Raw genomic sequence first — 15687 nt, 5'->3', positions numbered from 1 at the left:
CTCATAGCGGGAAGGAAGCCGGGCTCACTGCTGGGACTCGCCAAGGGGTGTAGCGATCCCCGTGATCCGGGACACAGGCCCCGATGCCGGCCCTAGCGTCGCGGGACGTCCTTGACGAACACGATCCCGTCGCTGTCCGCCAAGTGGGACGGGTCGAGCGGGGAGTAGCCGAACCAGGGGGAAACGCGGGGCGCGGGCCGTTCGTCGCTGAGGGCGGTGGCCAGCCGCGGGGCGTCGATGACGCAGCGGTCCTCCGGGAGGGCGTACAGGAGTCCTTCGACGGTGTCCGGCGGCGGCGTGTCGACTCCTTGGTGCCGGATCGTGCCGAGGGCCGTGGCCACGAAGGCGTACCCCTCGCCGAGCTGGGCACTCACCAGCGCACCGGCGCTCCACCACTCCAGCGGCATCCCGCCCATCCGCATCGTGCTCTTCTGCCGCTGGAGATGGCCGTTGTGGGCGTGGACGAGTGCCGGGCCCCGAGCGGCGACGGCGAGGAGGTTGTGGGCCATCATCTGGTCCCGCACGCCCACCAGCCGCGTCATGCGGGCCTGTGAGGTGTCGGCCATCCAGTAGTGGTAGCGCAGCAGGCCGGTCGCGGTGCGCCCGTACAGGCGCGCCCGGTCCCAGTCGTCCCGCGAGGTCGCAGTGATCAAGTACGGCGCCTGCTCGTCGAGCAGCGCCGCCAGATCGTCGGCGAGCAGCCGCAGCTCCCTGGCCTCGGCCGACTGCCCCACGGACCGGGCCGGGTCCATCATCGCGGCGGGATTGGTCCACCGTTCGTCGGTGCCGAGCAGGCGGTCGAGTGTCCCCGCAGTGCAGGGGAGCAGGTCCGCGTCCACCCGGGCCGAGAGGTACCCGTGGAGTGCGATGAGGGCCTGCCGGGGGCTCGCGGCGCCGGTGATCTCCAGCGGGCCGTCGAAACCGGCGAACCGGAGCTGCTCGGACGCGGGGCGGCCGTCGTTGTAGGCGCGCATCCAGCGCACGAGCTCGCGGTTGGCCGCGGACGTGCCCCAGCCGTGGCTGATTCCGTGCTCCATGACCTCGTCGAGCGTGCCCGTGCCCGAGGTGACGTGGTCGTCCACGACCAGGCCCATCATGCAGTCGCTCTCGAGCGCGATCGTCCGGTAGCCCTCCTGCTCGACGAGCTGCCGGAAGAGCTCGTTGCGCAGGTCGAGCAGAGCGTCCTGGCCGTGGGTGGGCTCGCCCAGGGCGAGCAGGCGGGGCCGGGCCGGGAGCAGGCTCATGACGGCGGCAGCCTCGACGGTATGGGCGGTGTCCTTGATGTCGGTAGCCATGCCTTCAACGGTATCGTTGAACCCTCGGTTGAAACTTTTCCGCGATATCGTCGGTCACATGGGGCGAAACCTTCAAAGCGGCGTGCGGCTCAGGCCGGTCGATCTGGCACGCGGGCACGGTCTGTCGACTCAGGCGATCAGGAACTACGAGGAGGCCGGCATCCTTCCGGCCGCCGGCCGCACACCCCACGGCTACCGCACCTATACCTCGCTGCACGCGGGGGCCCTGCGCGCGTTTCTCGCCCTGGTGCCCGGCCACGGCCACCAGACGGCGACGTCGATCATGCGGGCCGTGAACCAGGATGCGGCCGAGGAGGCATTCCGCCTCATCGACGAGAGCCACGCCCAGCTTCTCGACGACCGGCGGACCCTCCAGGCCGTGGAGAGCGCCCTCCGTGACCTGGAGCCCACCCCGACGCCTGAGCTCGGTGCGGGGACCGAGCCGGCCGCGGTGTCCGGGCCCAGCGGCACGTTCATCGGGCCGCTGGCCGGGAAGCTCGGTATCCGGCCCGCGACACTGCGTAAATGGGAGACGGCCGGGCTGGTACGCCCGCGCCGTGACCCGCGAACCGGGTACCGCGTCTACGACGAGGCCGACGTGCGCGACGCCCGGCTGGCCCACCAGCTCAGGCGGGGTGGCTACCTGCTGGAGCAGATCGCCCCGCTGATCGCCCAGGTGCGGGCGGCCGGCGGTCTGGAGCCGCTGGAAGCCGCACTGCGCGACTGGCAGGGTCGGCTGTCCGCCCGTGGGCGGGCGATGCTGACCGGGGCCGCAGAGCTGGAGGCGTACCTTCGCGAACGCGGATGAGCCTTCGGCCGCCGGGCGAAGGGAACGAGTGTCACAGGCGGTTCCGATCAGTCCCAATTTGCTGGAACGTCAAGTGTGTTCGGTCCGATCGAGCCCGGCCGGCTTGGAACTACGGCTACTGGAGGGAGCTGCGGAAGGGGTGAACTGTGGGTTCTCGCAGAGCGCTCCCTCACCGCCCACCTTCCCTTCCTGCTTCCCCACGCATCCGCCTGACTCGGCATCAGAGCCTTCCGGCCTCTCTGACCGGTCCAGGAATCGGCTCATGGCGCGGGAGGAGCAGCGCATCTTCCTCGTATCCTGTCGGAACCATGACTCGCCCGCCGGCTCGGTGCAACACGTGAGCCGGGTGAAAACGCTCGAGCGAGGCGTGTGTGGCCGGGGCTCGTTCGTTCCTGAAGGCGCGCATTCTCACCCAGCCGTCGATTCCCCTGCCGCACCGGTGTCCTGGTCGTCAGGAGCGCTGACGTTGCTCATGCAGGACAGCCGCGGCTTGAAGGTCATTGGTCACCATCACCTGAGCCAGTCGGGCCGCGATGGTGATCACGATGTCCCACTCCGCAGCATCGAGATAAGCCTCATCCGGGGCGCGGCGACCCACGGACTCCTGCACTGCCGAGTAGACCGTGCCCAACTCCCTCATGAGCGTGACTTCCTCCTCGGTCCGCAGGCTCTTGCCCAGCCACGGACCGGGGTCGTCAGCGTTGCAGAAATCGTCGAACAGTACGTTGACCACGTAGTCCAGGTCCTCGAACTCCTCTGGCTGCAGCCACACGTCGCGTTGCCATGAGGGACTCGCCAGAGCGAGGACCGCCGGCACGACATGCAGACGAAAAGCGGGGAACTCAATGCCGTGATCAGACACCCAGCCAGCCTACGAGGTGGTGAGGGACGCGGCGTTGCCCGATCACGGAACTGTGGACAGAGCCTCGAAGGGGTTCTGGCCGCGGTCCCGTGAATGATCTTCACCTGCGCCCGGTGGTGCTGGTGCCGGCGGAAGGGGCCGGAGTGCAGCTGGCGCTCTACGACCGGGCGCGCACCTCGTTCGCGCGGCTGACGACAGCCAGGCCCGCAGAGTCCCGAAGCCACCGGGTGCGGCGGACACGCTGCTGGAGGCGGGCGAGGAACCCACCAGTCTCTCGCCCACACCGCTCGCCGGGCTGCACGGCGGGCCCGGCCTCCATCCTGATCAGGACTGAGCGGCGGCGGCTCAGCGGTGAGGGATGCCGCCCAGCGTCGAGGGTGACTCTCTGGGGGGGGGCGCCACGGGCCCGGTGGGGCGCGAAAGAAGCGGAAGCTCATGTTCTATGACGTCGGTCACAGTGCTCCGCCAATCAACCGGCACACTTAGTAGACGCGGCATGGCAGACATCTAAGGATTTGTCCGTCTTAGCCCGGATGTCGATCCCGCCGTGCGTCCCGGGATTCCGCCCGGCCGACTCGCACGCCCATTGCCCCGTGATGCAAGGTTTCTGACGCCGCGACAGCTTCCCCTGCTGCCGCCATGTGCGGACCGGAGCCCCGCGCACTGCCCTGGCGAGGTCCCGGGGCCTACGAGGCGAGGTAGTGGCGGGACCCTTTGCGCTCCCTGTCGAGCCGTTCTAAGAATGGCGACCCACAGGACGTCGCCGCAGTTCAGAACCGGTGTTCGCGCAGAGTCGACCGCGCACCGTGCGCTCGGCGTCACCGAGTGAGTAGGAGCCCCCCCACATGAAGTCGTCCCGAACGTCCACGAGACTCCTCGCCCTCGCTCTCGGTCTGGCCTCCAGCGCGCTGGGTGCGGTGGTGCCGGCGAGCGCCCAGACGGCCGCTCCGTCCGCTGCCGCCGGTACCTCCGTGGCGCGGTACGCCGGGTCGGCTGAGGAGGCCGCGAACAACAAGGCGTTCTTCGAGGCCGTGCTCAAGTCCGTCGCCGAGAAGCGCGCCGCCCAGCCGAACGCGCAGGCGGTGACCGTCTACTACAACGCCTCCCAGGCGCCGAGCTTCCGTTCGCAGATATCGAGCGCGGCCTCGATCTGGAACAGCTCCGAGTCCAACGTCAAGCTCCAGGAGGCGTCGAGCGGTGCCGACTTCTCCTACATCGAGGGCAACGACTCGCGCGGGTCCTACGCCTCCACCAACGGCCACGGAAGTGGCTACGTCTTCATCGACTACACCCAGAGCCAGCAGTACGACTCGGTTCGCGTCGTCACCCACGAGACCGGGCACGTGCTGGGTCTGCCGGACGACTACAGCGGGCCGTGCAGTGAGCTGATGTCGGGCGGTGGCGCCGGCCCGTCCTGTACCAACCGTTACCCGAACGCCACCGAGCGCTCGCGTGTCGACCAGCTGTGGGCCACCGGACTCGCGCAGTCCCCGGGCACGGTGACCGGGCCCGCTGGCCCCCCGAGCGCTGCACCGCCGGTACGGCCCGCGCCGGGCCAGGATCCGGGGTATCCGCTCCACGGCATGCCCTGGAGTTGATCGCGTTCCCGAGCGGGAAGCGGCTCGCTGTCGAGGACGGCTTCAACCACATGCTCAAGACGGCCGCCTGAGCACTCTTGCGGACTGGCCGACAGACGCTGTCGCTTTGTATGGCTGTCCAGAGAGGGTGGAGCCGGGAGGTGAAGCCGCTCGCACAGCGCAGGCAAGTTCTGGTGACGGTGCCTCTCGTACAGATCGACGAGAACTCCGTCGATCAGACTTCGCAACCGTGGCAGGTCCATCCGCTCAGTGATCACCGAGGGTCTCCAGCTGGTGAGCCGTGCCGATCGAGACCAGCAGCTACCCTTCGGACAGCACCGCGCCCGCGCCCATCATCGTCGCGGACGTCTGCTGGAAGTACACCATCCTCATCAGCCCGGGTCTGGCGTCCTCGGTCATCGTCCCGGCTCTCTGCCCGGACACCCGCACGGGCAGAGGCGATCGAACGCCGTGCGGAACGCGGCGTCAACAGGCCGCGTGTCAGAACATCGCCAAGACCATCGGGCCCCAGCTCCTGGGCACACGCGGAGCAGTCGTAGGCGTGGGTGCAGGGACGCTCTTCACGGTGGACGCGGCTCTCGCTGCAGCGGTGAGGTGAAGGCTTCCGGTACAGCAACCACAGCGACCAACCCCGCCCAACAGCGTCCGTGGAGGTCTCGACGCGACCCAAGTGTGTTACGAGAATGGGCCGGCGTCACACCCTGTGGATCAGGGACGCGGTCGAAGTGAAGCGTGCGGGCTGGATTGTTGGCTCCAACCCTGGTAAATGATCCTGTCATGACCATGAAGGCGATTGAACTGCACAGTATCAATCGTTGGGAGGCGTCTTTCCTGCGCGAGGAGGTGGGCGGCTACTTCACCCACGGCATCGAGTGCATGCCGGGTGCGACGGTACTCGACGTGGGCGCCAACATCGGTGTGTTCTCGGCGGCCGTCTATGAGCGGCTGGACGGGGAAGTGCGAATCTACGCCTTCGAGCCGGTGCCGCCACTCCACGCGACACTCGAACGTAATGCTCGCGAGTTCTTCAACGGACGTCTGACCGCGCTCCCTTACGGCCTGGCGTCCCGTGACGACGAGATCGATTTCAGCTACGTTCCGGCCGCCACGATCTTGTCGTCCTCCTCGCGGGATCAGGGGAACATCGAGGCTGAGCGGCGGCGGGTCACCGCCAGTGTTGTCGAAATGATCCGCCAGGGCGGCCTGGGACCGGCCCTGCGCCGCGTACCCGCTCCCATCCTCACTCTTCTCGTCAGCCGCCAGCTGCGGGTGATGCGGCGGCTTGAGACGCACCGGGTGAGAGTCAGGACCCTGTCATCAGCGCTCGACGAGCAGGGCATCGACCATGTCGACCTGCTCAAGGTCGATGTGGAAGGCGCCGAACTCGATGTGCTCAGAGGCATCGAGGAACGGCATTGGCCCCTGGTCCGCCAGGCCGTCGTCGAGGTGGAGCGCTGGCAGCAGAACCGCGACACAGTCTGCGAGGTCCTCCTCGCGCACGGCTTCACGGTCAGTACCGAGCAGGACCCGGTGCAGCGGGCCGGCGACATCGGCATGGTGTTCGCGGTCAGGCCCTGACCACGCGCAGCACCCGGCACTCGATCGTCAACGGACTTGCCGATCTCCCCGGCCGGGCGGGGACCTCACGGAGGGATCCTCGGCGCCGGGGGAGCAACGGCAGCAGGTCAGCCCACGGCACACAACCCCCAAGTCACCCATGACACCGCAGCGACCCGGGAGGGGTGCTCTGCGGGGCCGCCTCTGGGCCGTCCGACTCAACCGGGGCCGGGGTACAGCCTTACGAGTTCCCCTGCGCAGGTAGATCGCGCCTACGCGTCGTACACCCCGGACGCTGACAGGGTGGAGTACCCGCACGAGGTCTCATCATCAAGGTGTCCAACGTCGGCAGAGCACCGGTGACAGTGACCTGGCCCAGCGCGGACTTCAAGCGAAACGCTATATGGGGAATAGGCACTTCCCCCTGGATGCGCGTTGCCCTCGCTGTTCCTCAGGTGTTGGTGGTGTGGCCGGGTCTTGGGGTGTGGGGTACTGCTGTCTCTGAGCGAATGGGAGGAGACGGGTGTACTGGGGCGTAACGGTCCTGTGACAGGGAATGATCAAGTCCGTCGACAAACCTGACTAATTTCGATCAGGCACGCCGTCCTTTCTCTTTCGGTCCCCGCCCGTGGGGGAGCAGGCGACGCGTGAGTCCTCATCGTCATGTTGTTCAGGAGAACACGCATGTCCCTCTGGAAATCCCGCCGCCCGGCCGCTGTCCGTGTGCTGACCGGCACCGTCCTGGCGGCCGCCCTGCTGGCGCCCGCTGCTACCGCCGCCGCCGCGACACCGGCCGTGCACGGGGCGGCCGCGCCGGTCGCTGCGGCCGCGGCGGCGTCCCCGGTCCGCACCCAGACCCTGGCGGACGGCAGCACGGCCGAGATCTACAAGCTCGGCGCCGAACACTACCTCGCGAAGATCGTCTACCGTGGCCAGGTCTACGGCACGCTGGAGGCGAACCAGCACGACACCGGCGTCGACGCCAACGACATGTTCGTGGTGCTCACGCTGGACGGCCAGGTCCACTCCTGGCTGGGCGGCGGACACCGCGGGCCGGGCACCTTCGCCCTGCCCGGCGGCTGGACTGCCAGGGTCACGAAGGTCGGCGCCGAACGCTACCGCGCGCAGATCCTCGGTGACCGCGGCGTGGTGTACGGCACGCTGGAGACGAACGGGCACGACACCGGTGTGAACGCGAACGGTGTGTTCATCGTGCTCAGCCTCGGCGGCGTGATCAGCGCCCACCTGTAGGTGTCCGTCCGGCTGCGCGGTGGAGCCGCAAGAGGCGGCTGAGACCGTGGTCAGGGCTGGCGGTCAGGCCTTCTTCAACCATTTCGCCTGGAGCCGTTGATTGTGAGCTGGCGGTCATCGGCGTGATGGGTGACCAGGTCAGGGGGCTTCTGGGGTTTTGGGAGACGGGTGGGGGTGGGGACGCATTGCTGTGTCCTCGCCCCGACAATCGCTCACCGTCCACGTACTCGCGAAGCCTTGAGCATGCCCGAGTGCTTGAGTCCTGTTGACCGATGAGGCCGACTCCGGGTGCAGCGAGGGCTCAGGGTGAGCGGGGGCGCGTCTTCAGGGGGCCAGGGGCGTCCAAGCCCCGGCACCGCTTCGCCCGGGGTCGGTCCGGCCGTCTTCCCTGAACGCCCCAGGGCCTGGGCAGGGCCGCATCGACCATCTGTCGCCGGCAGTAGCCCTCCGGCAGCCCGCCCCCGTCCTCCAGCCACCTCGGCACCGGCAGCGACGCACGGACCTCGGCCGACTCGGCATCCGGCATATCCAGCGGATAGCGGCGCGGCACATACTCCGGACGGTCCACCGCGTCCCCGTACGGGCGGGCGAAGAAATCGCACTGCAGGGACCCGAGCCGGACTCGAACGGCAGCACCGCGGAAGGCTGCGGCAACCGGGCCTCCTGGGCGCTCCTGGACTCGACAACCCCGAGCCGCGCGGGAGGCAACGCTGTCATGCGTGCCCGGCTGAAAGATCACCCGAGCGAGAGGCCTTACTCGAAGCCATGCTCGCCATGATCGGTAGAGCGGCTGCTCTCGGAATCGTGGCGGTCCCAGACGCTGCCGACCGCGGCCGCCAGCGGTGCCCGGCAGGCGGGGTTCAGTCGGATCTCGATGTCGTCGGACATCGTCTCCGGCGCCGGGTCGGCGGTGACCCGGACCCGTACCGGACGGCCGGTGTCGGCTTCGACGAACGACAGGGGTGGGCGGCCTTCCTGTAGGTGCGTGTCGCCCCATTGCATCAGCGACAGGAGCACCGGCAGCAGATCCTCGCCGGCCTTGGTCAGCCGGTACTCCGCGCGGGCCCGGCTGCCGGGCCTCCGGTAGGGAACGGGCGCGACGATCTGCGCGGCCTTCAGCTGCGCGAGCGCCCGTGACACCGCGGGTGCCGAGGCCCCGATCCGCGCCACGAAGTCGTCGAACCTAGTGGTGCCGTAGAAGCACTCGCGGATCACCAGGAACGCCGTCTTCGTGCTGAGCAGGTCCAGCACCCGCCCCGCCGAGCATTCGTCGCCGATCGGCCACGGATCCCGGTCGCGCAGCCGTTCCTCGAAATTCATCGCCATCCCACGAGTGTAACTAACGTTTGCGTTATCCAGCACTGCGTGATTCCATCTAACTAATGAGGTCGTTACCCAGATGGGAGATGTCGTGGTTGCTGTAGCAGACAAAGTGGTCATGGTGACCGGGGGCCGGCGGGGACTCGGCGCGGCGCTGGTGGACGAGCTGCTGGCACGCGGGGCGCGAAAGGTGTACTCGACCGCGCGCTCGGCGTACACCGACGACCGGACAGAGGTGGTTACCGCCGAGCTCGAGGTCCGTTCGGCGGCGTCGGTCGCCGCCCTCGCGGAGGTCGCCACCGACGTCGACATCGTGTTCAACAACGCAGGGATCCTGCTGCCGGCTCCGCTCCTGACGGGCGACTTCGAGGACGCCACCATGACGTTCGACGTGAACGTCTTCGGGCTGCTGCGGGTGGCACGGGCCTTCGCGCCGATCCTGGCCGCGAACGGCGGAGGCGCACTGGTGAACATGCACTCAGTGTTGTCCTGGCTGGCCGGCAGCGGCGCCTACGGGGCGTCCAAGGCGGCGGCGTGGTCCCTCACGAACTCGCTTCGACTCGAGCTCGCGAGCCAGAAAACCCAGGTCGTCGGCGTACACGCAGGGTTCATCGACACCGAGATGGTCTCCGCCATGGAACTGCCGAAGGCGACGCCGGCCGAGGTGGCCGCGCGGATCCTGGACGGCCTGGAAGCCGATGCCACCGAGGTGCTCGCCGACGACGCCACCGTCGCCGCCAAGGCGGCGCTGTCCGGCCCCGTGGAGCGCCTGACTTTGTCGGCCGCCCGTTGACGTCCCACCCGACACTCGATCAAGGACTGGACCGTAATGCCACTGTGGACCATTCACCACACGCCCGGAGTCTTCACCGACGAGGAAAAGCAGCGACTCGCCTCCCGGATCACTGACCACTACGAAAAGATCGGGCTGCCCCGGTTCTACGTGGTCACGCTGTTCCACGAGACCCGGCCCGAGGACATGTACGTCGGTGGGGAGCCCACCCCGCTAGGGGTCCGCATCACCATCGACCACATTGCCCGCCGCAACCCCGACCAGGAGAGCCGGCGCCGGACCGCCCAGTGGGTCAACGGCGTACTGCAGCCCCACCTCGAACGGAACGCAGGGCTGCACTGGGAGTTCAGCGTCGACGAAACCAGCGAGGACCTCTGGATGATCAACGGGCTCGTACCGCCCCCCGGAGGCTCCGACGCCGAGAAACTCTGGGCTGAGAACAACGCGCCCTCACCCTATTGATCGCGCCGCCGGTACTGACCCGCAAAGCGAGCCGCACTGGCCTGAGATCACGCGCACACGCTCCGGACGGACCGCCGCGCTCCCGTACGGGCAGGCGAAGCAGTCGCACTGGGCTGGGGCGGCGATCAGGTCGGTAGGTATGCGATCGAGGATGTCGCAGGTGGTGGTCAGCACCGGCAGGGACCGCCGTAGCGGGGGTGCCGGAGACCGGACCGGTGCCTCCGGGAGGAGGACGAGGAGGGCAGTGTGATGCAGCGTTCGGCCAGGTGTGGCATGAACTTGACGACGGTGAACATGCCGCGTGCGGCTCTCAGTTCGCGCAGACTCCACCGTTAGTCGATCTGGAGTGGACGAGTTCGGATTCGGTCACGGTCATGGGGAGTCGGCGGTGTCATTCGAGGTTACCCGCCGGACTCGGCGCCGCCCGCGGGACCTTGACGCTGGACCGGCCGCTGTTGCGCCGGCGGGATCCCGTTGGCGCCGCGCACCGTCCGCCCGGCCGTCACAGTTGAACACCGTCGAACTGCGTTACGTTGCCTGCCCGTAATCACCCCCCACGAAGGAGTGAACATGCCGGTAGACGTGACGACGCGTCCGGACGCGGAGGCCCTTGCCTCCGACTTCGATCTTGACGTCCGCACCGAGCTGCGCGACCTGGCGGACGGTGACGGGGCCCTTCAGGCGAAGACGGTCTCGATGCCCCATGGCCCCGCCACCAGCTCGTGCTTCTGCGCGACGTGGGCCTGTCCCTCGTCGTTCTGTTGATGACCGGGACGACGGTCCGTATGACGCACCGAACGGGCAGCCGTGCTCTCGTCCGGGGCTGACCGCGCGTTTCGTGCGGCCGGCAGCGGCATGCTCCGCATGCCGCTGCTGCCGCACACCGCGGTCGGCGCCGTCGCCCGCTCCGGCACCGGTATCGACCCGCGCGACCGAGCCGACGCCGAGCGCTACCTCGCCGCGCTGACCGCCGACGAGCGGATCCGCGAGGCCCTGGCGATCTCCAGCCCCTCGCTCGACCGCGCCCTGCGTGGCCTGCTGGACGGCGCACCGATGAAGCCCGCGGCCGTGCGCAAACTGGTGCTGGGCGTGACGCGTTACGTCCTGCGCGCCGCTGCCCGCCCCACCCCCTTCGGGCTGCTGGCGGGCATCGCCCCGGTCTCCTTCGCGGACGGCTGCCGCATCCGCGTGGGGGATGCCCACCGCGCCGCGGTACGCCCGGACAGTGGCTGGCTGCTCGGGCTGGTCCGGCCCTGGGAGAGCGAGCCGGCGCTGTTGCGCAAGCTGCGCGTGGTCGCCCACGACCTGGGGTTCAGGCGCGGCTCGCGCTGGGTGCTTCCGGTGTCCCCGGCCCCCGACGAGAGTGACGCGTCCGCATCCCGCACCGAGGAGGTCTCCGTACGGCTCACCGGGCCGGTACGGCTCGTGCTGGAGCGGGCCCGCCGTCCCCTTCCGGCCGGTGAACTGGCCGCGCTGCTGGCCGAGGCGTACCCGACGGCAGGCTCGGCGGTCGTGGAGCGGCTCATCGCGGACCTCGTACGGCAGGGTTTCCTGCTGACCGAGCTGCGCCCGCCGCTCACACGCACCGACCCGTTGCGCCACGTCCACGACGTCCTGGTGTCCGTTGCCGAGTGGGAGAAGGCCGACACGCTTGCCCGGGTGGCCAAGCTCCTCGACGGGTTGGCCGCCGAACCCGTCGGCGCGGGTGCCGCCCGCTGGCACACGGCTGCGGACTGGTTGCGGGCGCTGCACCGACACGACCGTCCGCTGCAGGTCGACCTGCGGATGGATACCGAGGTCACGCTGCCGGCGGCGGTGCTGCGGGAGGCGGAGCGCGCCGCGGCCGCGCTCTGGCGTACGGCGCCCAAGGACGACCCCGTGCCGCATCTGACCGAGTATCACACGGCGTTCGTGGAGCGGTACGGCATCGGCCGAGCGGTCGCGCTGCTGGACGTGCTCGACCCGCACACCGGCCTGGGCACCCCGGCGGGCTACGACCGTCCCGGCGAACGCGGCACCCAGGGCGGCGCCACCGGTGCCGACCCGGCCCGCGACCGGGTGCTGGCCGAGCTGGCGCTGACCGCGCTCGCCGACGGGCAGCGGGAGATCGTCCTGGACGAGGCGACGCTGGACCGGCTGTCCCGCACGGTGCCGCAGCCCGCCCCGAACGCGGCGGAGCTGTGCGTCCAGCTGACCGCCGAGTCCCGGGAGGCCGTCGCCCAAGACGAGTTCGGACTCGTGGTCTCGCAGACCACCGGATCGACCGCGCCGGGCGCGCTGCTCGGCCGGTTCGCCTACCTCCTCGACGACGGCGAACTCATCGCCCGGCTCGCCCGCGAAGGGGCGGCGTCGGCGGCCCGTCCAGGAGCCGAACCGGTGCACCTCGACTTCCAGCCGCTGACCGGCGGAGCCGCCAACGTCGCCAGAGTGCCGTCGTATTGGGCCGGACGCCTGGCGATCGGCTGCTTTCCGGACACCGCACCCGGTGCGTGCCTGGAAGCCGTTGGGGGTACATCCCCGGGGATCTCAGCGGGCGCTCCCGTACGCAACGCGAGGGACATCGCCCTGGCCGCCGACGACGAACGGCTCTATGCCGTCGACGTGGCCACCGGCCGGGAACTGGTACCGCAGTCCGCGACCGTACTGAACTTCGTCCTCGCCCCGGCCGCCGTACGGCTGCTGCGGGAACTCCCGGCGATGGGCCGTCCCCTGTGGGCCGCGTGGTCCTGGGGCGCCCTCGGCAGCACCGCCCCCCACCTGCCCCGGGTCCGCTACGGCCGCACGGTCCTGGCCGCCGCGCACTGGAAGCTGTCCGACCCCGCGCTCACCGACGCCCGGACCGGCGACGAGGAGTGGGGTCGGGCGCTGGACGCGTGGCGCGCCCGCTGGAAGGTGCCGCGTCAGGTCAGCGTCGGGGTCTTGGACCGGCGGGTGGTGCTCGATCTGGAGGCTCCGCTGCACCGGGCGCTGTTGCGGCGCGAACTGGCCGGTGGTGCCGACCCGGTGGCGTACGAGACCCCTGAGGAGTGCGGCCCCGGGGAGAACTGGCTGCGCGATACCCGCGGCGACGCATACCGCGGCGAACTCGTGCTGCCCGTCTTCCCCGCCCGGCCGCTCGCGCCCGAGCCCGCGTCCTCCGACACGGTGCGGCCGGCCGCGTCCCTCGACACGGTGCGGCCGGCCGCGTCCCTCGACGCCGTACGGCCGACCGCGTCCGCCGACGCCGTACGGCCGGCCGAGTCCGCCGACACGGTAAGACCGGCCGAGTTCGGCGACGCCCGATCCGTCCTCGCGTCCACCACCGGCACTCTGCCGGCGACCGGGTCCGCCGATGCCCCGACGCCGCCCTTGCCCGGTGCAACCTCGCCCTCTCCGGTCGCCGGCCCCACGCCGCTCCCGGCCACAGGCGCCCCGGTGCTGCTCCGGTCCGGGCAGGAGGACGGCCGTCGGCACCGCGCCTGGTTCTACGGCAAACTGCACACCGTCCCGGCGCGGCAGGACGAGGTGCTGGTCGAGCATCTGCCGCGGCTGCTCGCGGCCCTGCCCGACGGCGGTGGACGCTGGTTCTTCATCCGCTACGCCGCCCCCGAGCCTCACCTGCGACTCCGTTTCCACGGCGACCCCGGCCTGCTGTGGTCGCGGCTCGCGCCCGTGATCCTGGACTGGGCCGACGATCTCTATGAGCAGCGGCTGGCAGGACGCCTGGTCGTGGACCGGTACGAACCCGAGACCGTGCGCTACGGCGGCCCCGGCTCCCTGGACGCGGCCGAGCGCTTCTTCCACCACGACAGCCTGACCGTGCTCGAACAGCTGGGCCCGCTCGCGTCCGGTGCCGTCACCGCCCCGCCGCCCGTTCTCGCCGCCGCCCACTACGTGGACCTCGTCCGGCAGGTCCACGGCGAGCAGTGGCCCGAGTGGTTCCTGCGCATACCCCGCGACGAGCAGCACCAGCCGTACGCGCACACGCACAGGTCGGAGGTGCTCGGCCTGCTCGCCGACGACACCGCGCTCGCCCCGGCCGCCCGCGCGGACCGGGCCCGGGCCCTCGGCGCCTTCCCCGCGGCGTCCCAACGCACCGTGCTGGCGTCCCTGCTGCACATGCACCACAACCGGCTCGCCGGAATTCAGCGCACCGCCGAACGCCGCTCCCTCGCCCTGGCCCGGGCGGTGGCGGAGGCGGAGCGGGGCGACGTGAGGAGGCAGCGATGAACACACCCAGGAGCGCGGGCGGGGCACGGGCGGGGCAGGGGAGCGGACCGCGGACCCGCCAGGGCGGTCAGGAGGGCGGGTTGCTGCTGGGCCAGGACGGTGGACCGCGATCCGGCCGGGGCGGCGGGGTGCCATCGGGTCAGGACGGCAGGGTGCCCTCAGGGTCGGGCGACGGGGTGGGGCCGGCGCAGGGAGGCGAGCTACCCCCGGGCCATGGCGGCCGGGCACTGCCGACCCGGGCCGGCACCGGCAACCCGCCCCCCGCTCCCACCGCCGAAGCCGTCGTCGCGGAGATCGCCGCGCGGGCGGGCGCGTGGAGTGCACCCGCCGGTACGCCCATCGGGCTGGCCGGGGGAACGGCGGGCACCGCCCTGCTCCTCGTCGAGCTGAGCCGGGCGGATCCCGCGCTCCGGCCGGCCGCCCACGCCCGGCTGGCCGCCGCCGCGCGGACCATCGGCAGCGCGCCCGGCTCCGAACGGCACGGACTCCACGACGGCCTGGCCGGACTGGCGTTCGCCCTCAAGGCGGCCGTCCGAGCCCCCGGCGACTACGCCACCGTACGCACGCAGCTCGACGCCTTCCTGCGTGACCGGCTCGCACGCCTGCTCGACCTGGAGCGTGTACGGCTGGCCCACCGCACCGAGCCGGTGCCACGCGATCGGTTCGACGTGGTGAACGGCGCGACCGGCCTGGCCCGCTACTTCCTGACCGACCCCGTGGATCCGGAACCGGTTCGCGCGGTGCTGCGCTACCTCATCGCCCTCACCGAGCCGATCCGCCGCAACGGCCGCACACTGCCCGGCTGGACGGTGACTGCCTGGCCCGGTCGGGAGGCGGACGGCGACCTGATCGACCTCGGCCTGGCGCACGGCGTCGCGGGCCCGCTCGCCCTGCTCTCCCTGTGCTGGGCCAAGGGCATCCGGGTGCCGGACCAGGACACCGCCATCCGGCGTATCGTCGACTGGCTGACCGACCGGGTGCGGACCGACGGCACCGGCCCCTACTGGCCGAGCGTGTACCCGGCTGCGGCCGAACTCACCGGAGGCCCGTCCGCGCCGCCCCCGCACCGCCCGAGCTGGTGCTACGGCACCCCGGGCGTCGCACGGGCCGTACAACTGGCCGGTGCGGCGCTGGGCGAGGGGGAGTGGGTGAGTACCGCGGCGGATGCCCTGCGTGCGGTGCACCGCCGTCCCGGCGCGCTCGCGGAGATGACCGATCCGGGGCTGTGCCACGGTGTGGCCGGTCTGGCCCATCTCACCCGTGTCGTCGCCTTCGACCTCGCGGACGCGGAGCTGGCCCGGCACGCCGACGCGCTCACCGACCGCCTGCGCGCCCGCTTCGACCCAGCCACCGCCTTCGGCTACCCCACCACCGCGCCCCCCGACCCCCAGGACACCCCGACCTTCCTGGAAGGCGCCGCCGGAGTGGCACTCACCCTCCACCGGCCCGGCGCACCGGCCCTGTGGGACGCCGTGCTGCTGGTGTCCTGACAGGCCTCCCGCCCCCGCGAGGGGCGGCTCACCCGCAGGGCA

General features: G+C 70.6%; 12 protein-coding genes and 1 pseudogene. 10 read left to right on the top strand and 3 right to left on the bottom strand.

What is annotated here, in order from left to right; genetic code table 11:
* Positions 1–92 precede the first annotated feature (92 nt).
* Complete coding sequence (locus tag AVL59_RS25220) at positions 93–1295, bottom strand: erythromycin esterase family protein (protein WP_067308437.1); 1203 nt, start codon at positions 1293–1295, stop codon at positions 93–95.
* Positions 1296–1353: 58 nt separating this feature from the next.
* On the opposite strand from AVL59_RS25220, the gene AVL59_RS25215 reads away from it, so the two are divergent.
* Positions 1354–2103 (top strand): TioE family transcriptional regulator, encoded by a 750-nt coding sequence (locus AVL59_RS25215; RefSeq protein ID WP_067308434.1) that lies wholly within the window; start codon positions 1354–1356, stop codon positions 2101–2103.
* Positions 2104–2554: 451 nt separating this feature from the next.
* On the opposite strand, the gene AVL59_RS25210 is transcribed toward AVL59_RS25215, so the two are convergent.
* On the bottom strand, positions 2555–2965 hold the full coding sequence (locus tag AVL59_RS25210) for an SCO4402 family protein (RefSeq protein WP_067308431.1): 411 nt from the start codon (positions 2963–2965) through the stop codon (positions 2555–2557).
* 187 nt (positions 2966–3152) lie between these two features.
* Here AVL59_RS25210 and AVL59_RS54950 point away from each other — a divergent pair.
* From AVL59_RS54950 to AVL59_RS25195, 4 genes and pseudogenes are all read left to right on the top strand, one after another.
* Positions 3153–3299: pseudogene (locus AVL59_RS54950) on the top strand (polyphosphate kinase 2); the annotation flags it as partial.
* A gap of 511 nt (positions 3300–3810) precedes the next feature.
* Positions 3811–4563, top strand: coding sequence for a snapalysin (gene snpA / locus AVL59_RS25205; protein ID WP_079146973.1), 753 nt, complete (start codon positions 3811–3813; stop codon positions 4561–4563).
* Positions 4564–5340: 777 nt separating this feature from the next.
* Positions 5341–6141 carry an FkbM family methyltransferase gene (locus AVL59_RS25200; RefSeq protein ID WP_067308428.1) on the top strand — a complete coding sequence of 267 codons (801 nt, stop codon included), beginning with the start codon at positions 5341–5343 and terminating at the stop codon, positions 6139–6141.
* A 663-nt stretch (positions 6142–6804) separates the two neighbouring features.
* Positions 6805–7371, top strand: coding sequence for a hypothetical protein (locus AVL59_RS25195; protein ID WP_079146972.1), 567 nt, complete (start codon positions 6805–6807; stop codon positions 7369–7371).
* A gap of 753 nt (positions 7372–8124) precedes the next feature.
* On the opposite strand, the gene AVL59_RS25190 is transcribed toward AVL59_RS25195, so the two are convergent.
* Positions 8125–8733 carry a winged helix-turn-helix transcriptional regulator gene (locus tag AVL59_RS25190; protein WP_237281660.1) on the bottom strand — a complete coding sequence of 203 codons (609 nt, stop codon included), beginning with the start codon at positions 8731–8733 and terminating at the stop codon, positions 8125–8127.
* Positions 8734–8770: 37 nt separating this feature from the next.
* On the opposite strand from AVL59_RS25190, the gene AVL59_RS25185 reads away from it, so the two are divergent.
* The 5 genes from AVL59_RS25185 to AVL59_RS25165 all read left to right on the top strand — a co-directional run bounded on the left by AVL59_RS25185 (position 8771) and on the right by AVL59_RS25165 (position 15645).
* Positions 8771–9484 carry an SDR family oxidoreductase gene (locus AVL59_RS25185; RefSeq protein ID WP_067308426.1) on the top strand — a complete coding sequence of 238 codons (714 nt, stop codon included), beginning with the start codon at positions 8771–8773 and terminating at the stop codon, positions 9482–9484.
* A gap of 36 nt (positions 9485–9520) precedes the next feature.
* Complete coding sequence (locus AVL59_RS25180; protein ID WP_067308423.1) at positions 9521–9946, top strand: tautomerase family protein; 426 nt, start codon at positions 9521–9523, stop codon at positions 9944–9946.
* 570 nt (positions 9947–10516) lie between these two features.
* On the top strand, positions 10517–10711 hold the full coding sequence (locus AVL59_RS25175) for a hypothetical protein (protein ID WP_067308420.1): 195 nt from the start codon (positions 10517–10519) through the stop codon (positions 10709–10711).
* Positions 10712–10810: 99 nt separating this feature from the next.
* On the top strand, positions 10811–14155 hold the full coding sequence (locus AVL59_RS25170; RefSeq protein ID WP_237281659.1) for a lantibiotic dehydratase: 3345 nt from the start codon (positions 10811–10813) through the stop codon (positions 14153–14155).
* Positions 14152–15645, top strand: coding sequence for a lanthionine synthetase C family protein (locus AVL59_RS25165; RefSeq protein WP_099053129.1), 1494 nt, complete (start codon positions 14152–14154; stop codon positions 15643–15645). Before AVL59_RS25170 ends, AVL59_RS25165 begins: the two co-directional genes overlap by 4 nt.
* Positions 15646–15687 lie beyond the last annotated feature (42 nt).

Origin of the sequence: Streptomyces griseochromogenes (assembly GCF_001542625.1) — a bacterium.
Taxonomy (GTDB): Bacteria; Actinomycetota; Actinomycetes; order Streptomycetales; family Streptomycetaceae; genus Streptomyces; species Streptomyces griseochromogenes.
The sequence above is the reverse complement of the archived record's forward strand: the minus strand, read 5'-3'. Positions and strand labels throughout refer to the sequence as shown.

Excerpts from the sequence above, each read along its gene's own strand:
- AVL59_RS25175 (WP_067308420.1), top strand. The coding sequence starts at position 10,517 with ATGCCGGTAGACGTGACGACGCGTCCGGACGCGGAGGCCCTTGCCTCC.
- AVL59_RS25170 (WP_237281659.1), top strand. The coding sequence starts at position 10,811 with ATGCCGCTGCTGCCGCACACCGCGGTCGGCGCCGTCGCCCGCTCCGGC.
- AVL59_RS25200 (WP_067308428.1), top strand. The coding sequence starts at position 5,341 with ATGACCATGAAGGCGATTGAACTGCACAGTATCAATCGTTGGGAGGCG.
- AVL59_RS25215 (WP_067308434.1), top strand. The coding sequence starts at position 1,354 with ATGGGGCGAAACCTTCAAAGCGGCGTGCGGCTCAGGCCGGTCGATCTG.
- AVL59_RS25165 (WP_099053129.1), top strand. The coding sequence starts at position 14,152 with ATGAACACACCCAGGAGCGCGGGCGGGGCACGGGCGGGGCAGGGGAGC.
- AVL59_RS25220 (WP_067308437.1), bottom strand. The coding sequence starts at position 1,295 with ATGGCTACCGACATCAAGGACACCGCCCATACCGTCGAGGCTGCCGCC.
- AVL59_RS25185 (WP_067308426.1), top strand. The coding sequence starts at position 8,771 with ATGGGAGATGTCGTGGTTGCTGTAGCAGACAAAGTGGTCATGGTGACC.
- snpA (WP_079146973.1), top strand. The coding sequence starts at position 3,811 with ATGAAGTCGTCCCGAACGTCCACGAGACTCCTCGCCCTCGCTCTCGGT.
- AVL59_RS25195 (WP_079146972.1), top strand. The coding sequence starts at position 6,805 with ATGTCCCTCTGGAAATCCCGCCGCCCGGCCGCTGTCCGTGTGCTGACC.
- AVL59_RS25180 (WP_067308423.1), top strand. The coding sequence starts at position 9,521 with ATGCCACTGTGGACCATTCACCACACGCCCGGAGTCTTCACCGACGAG.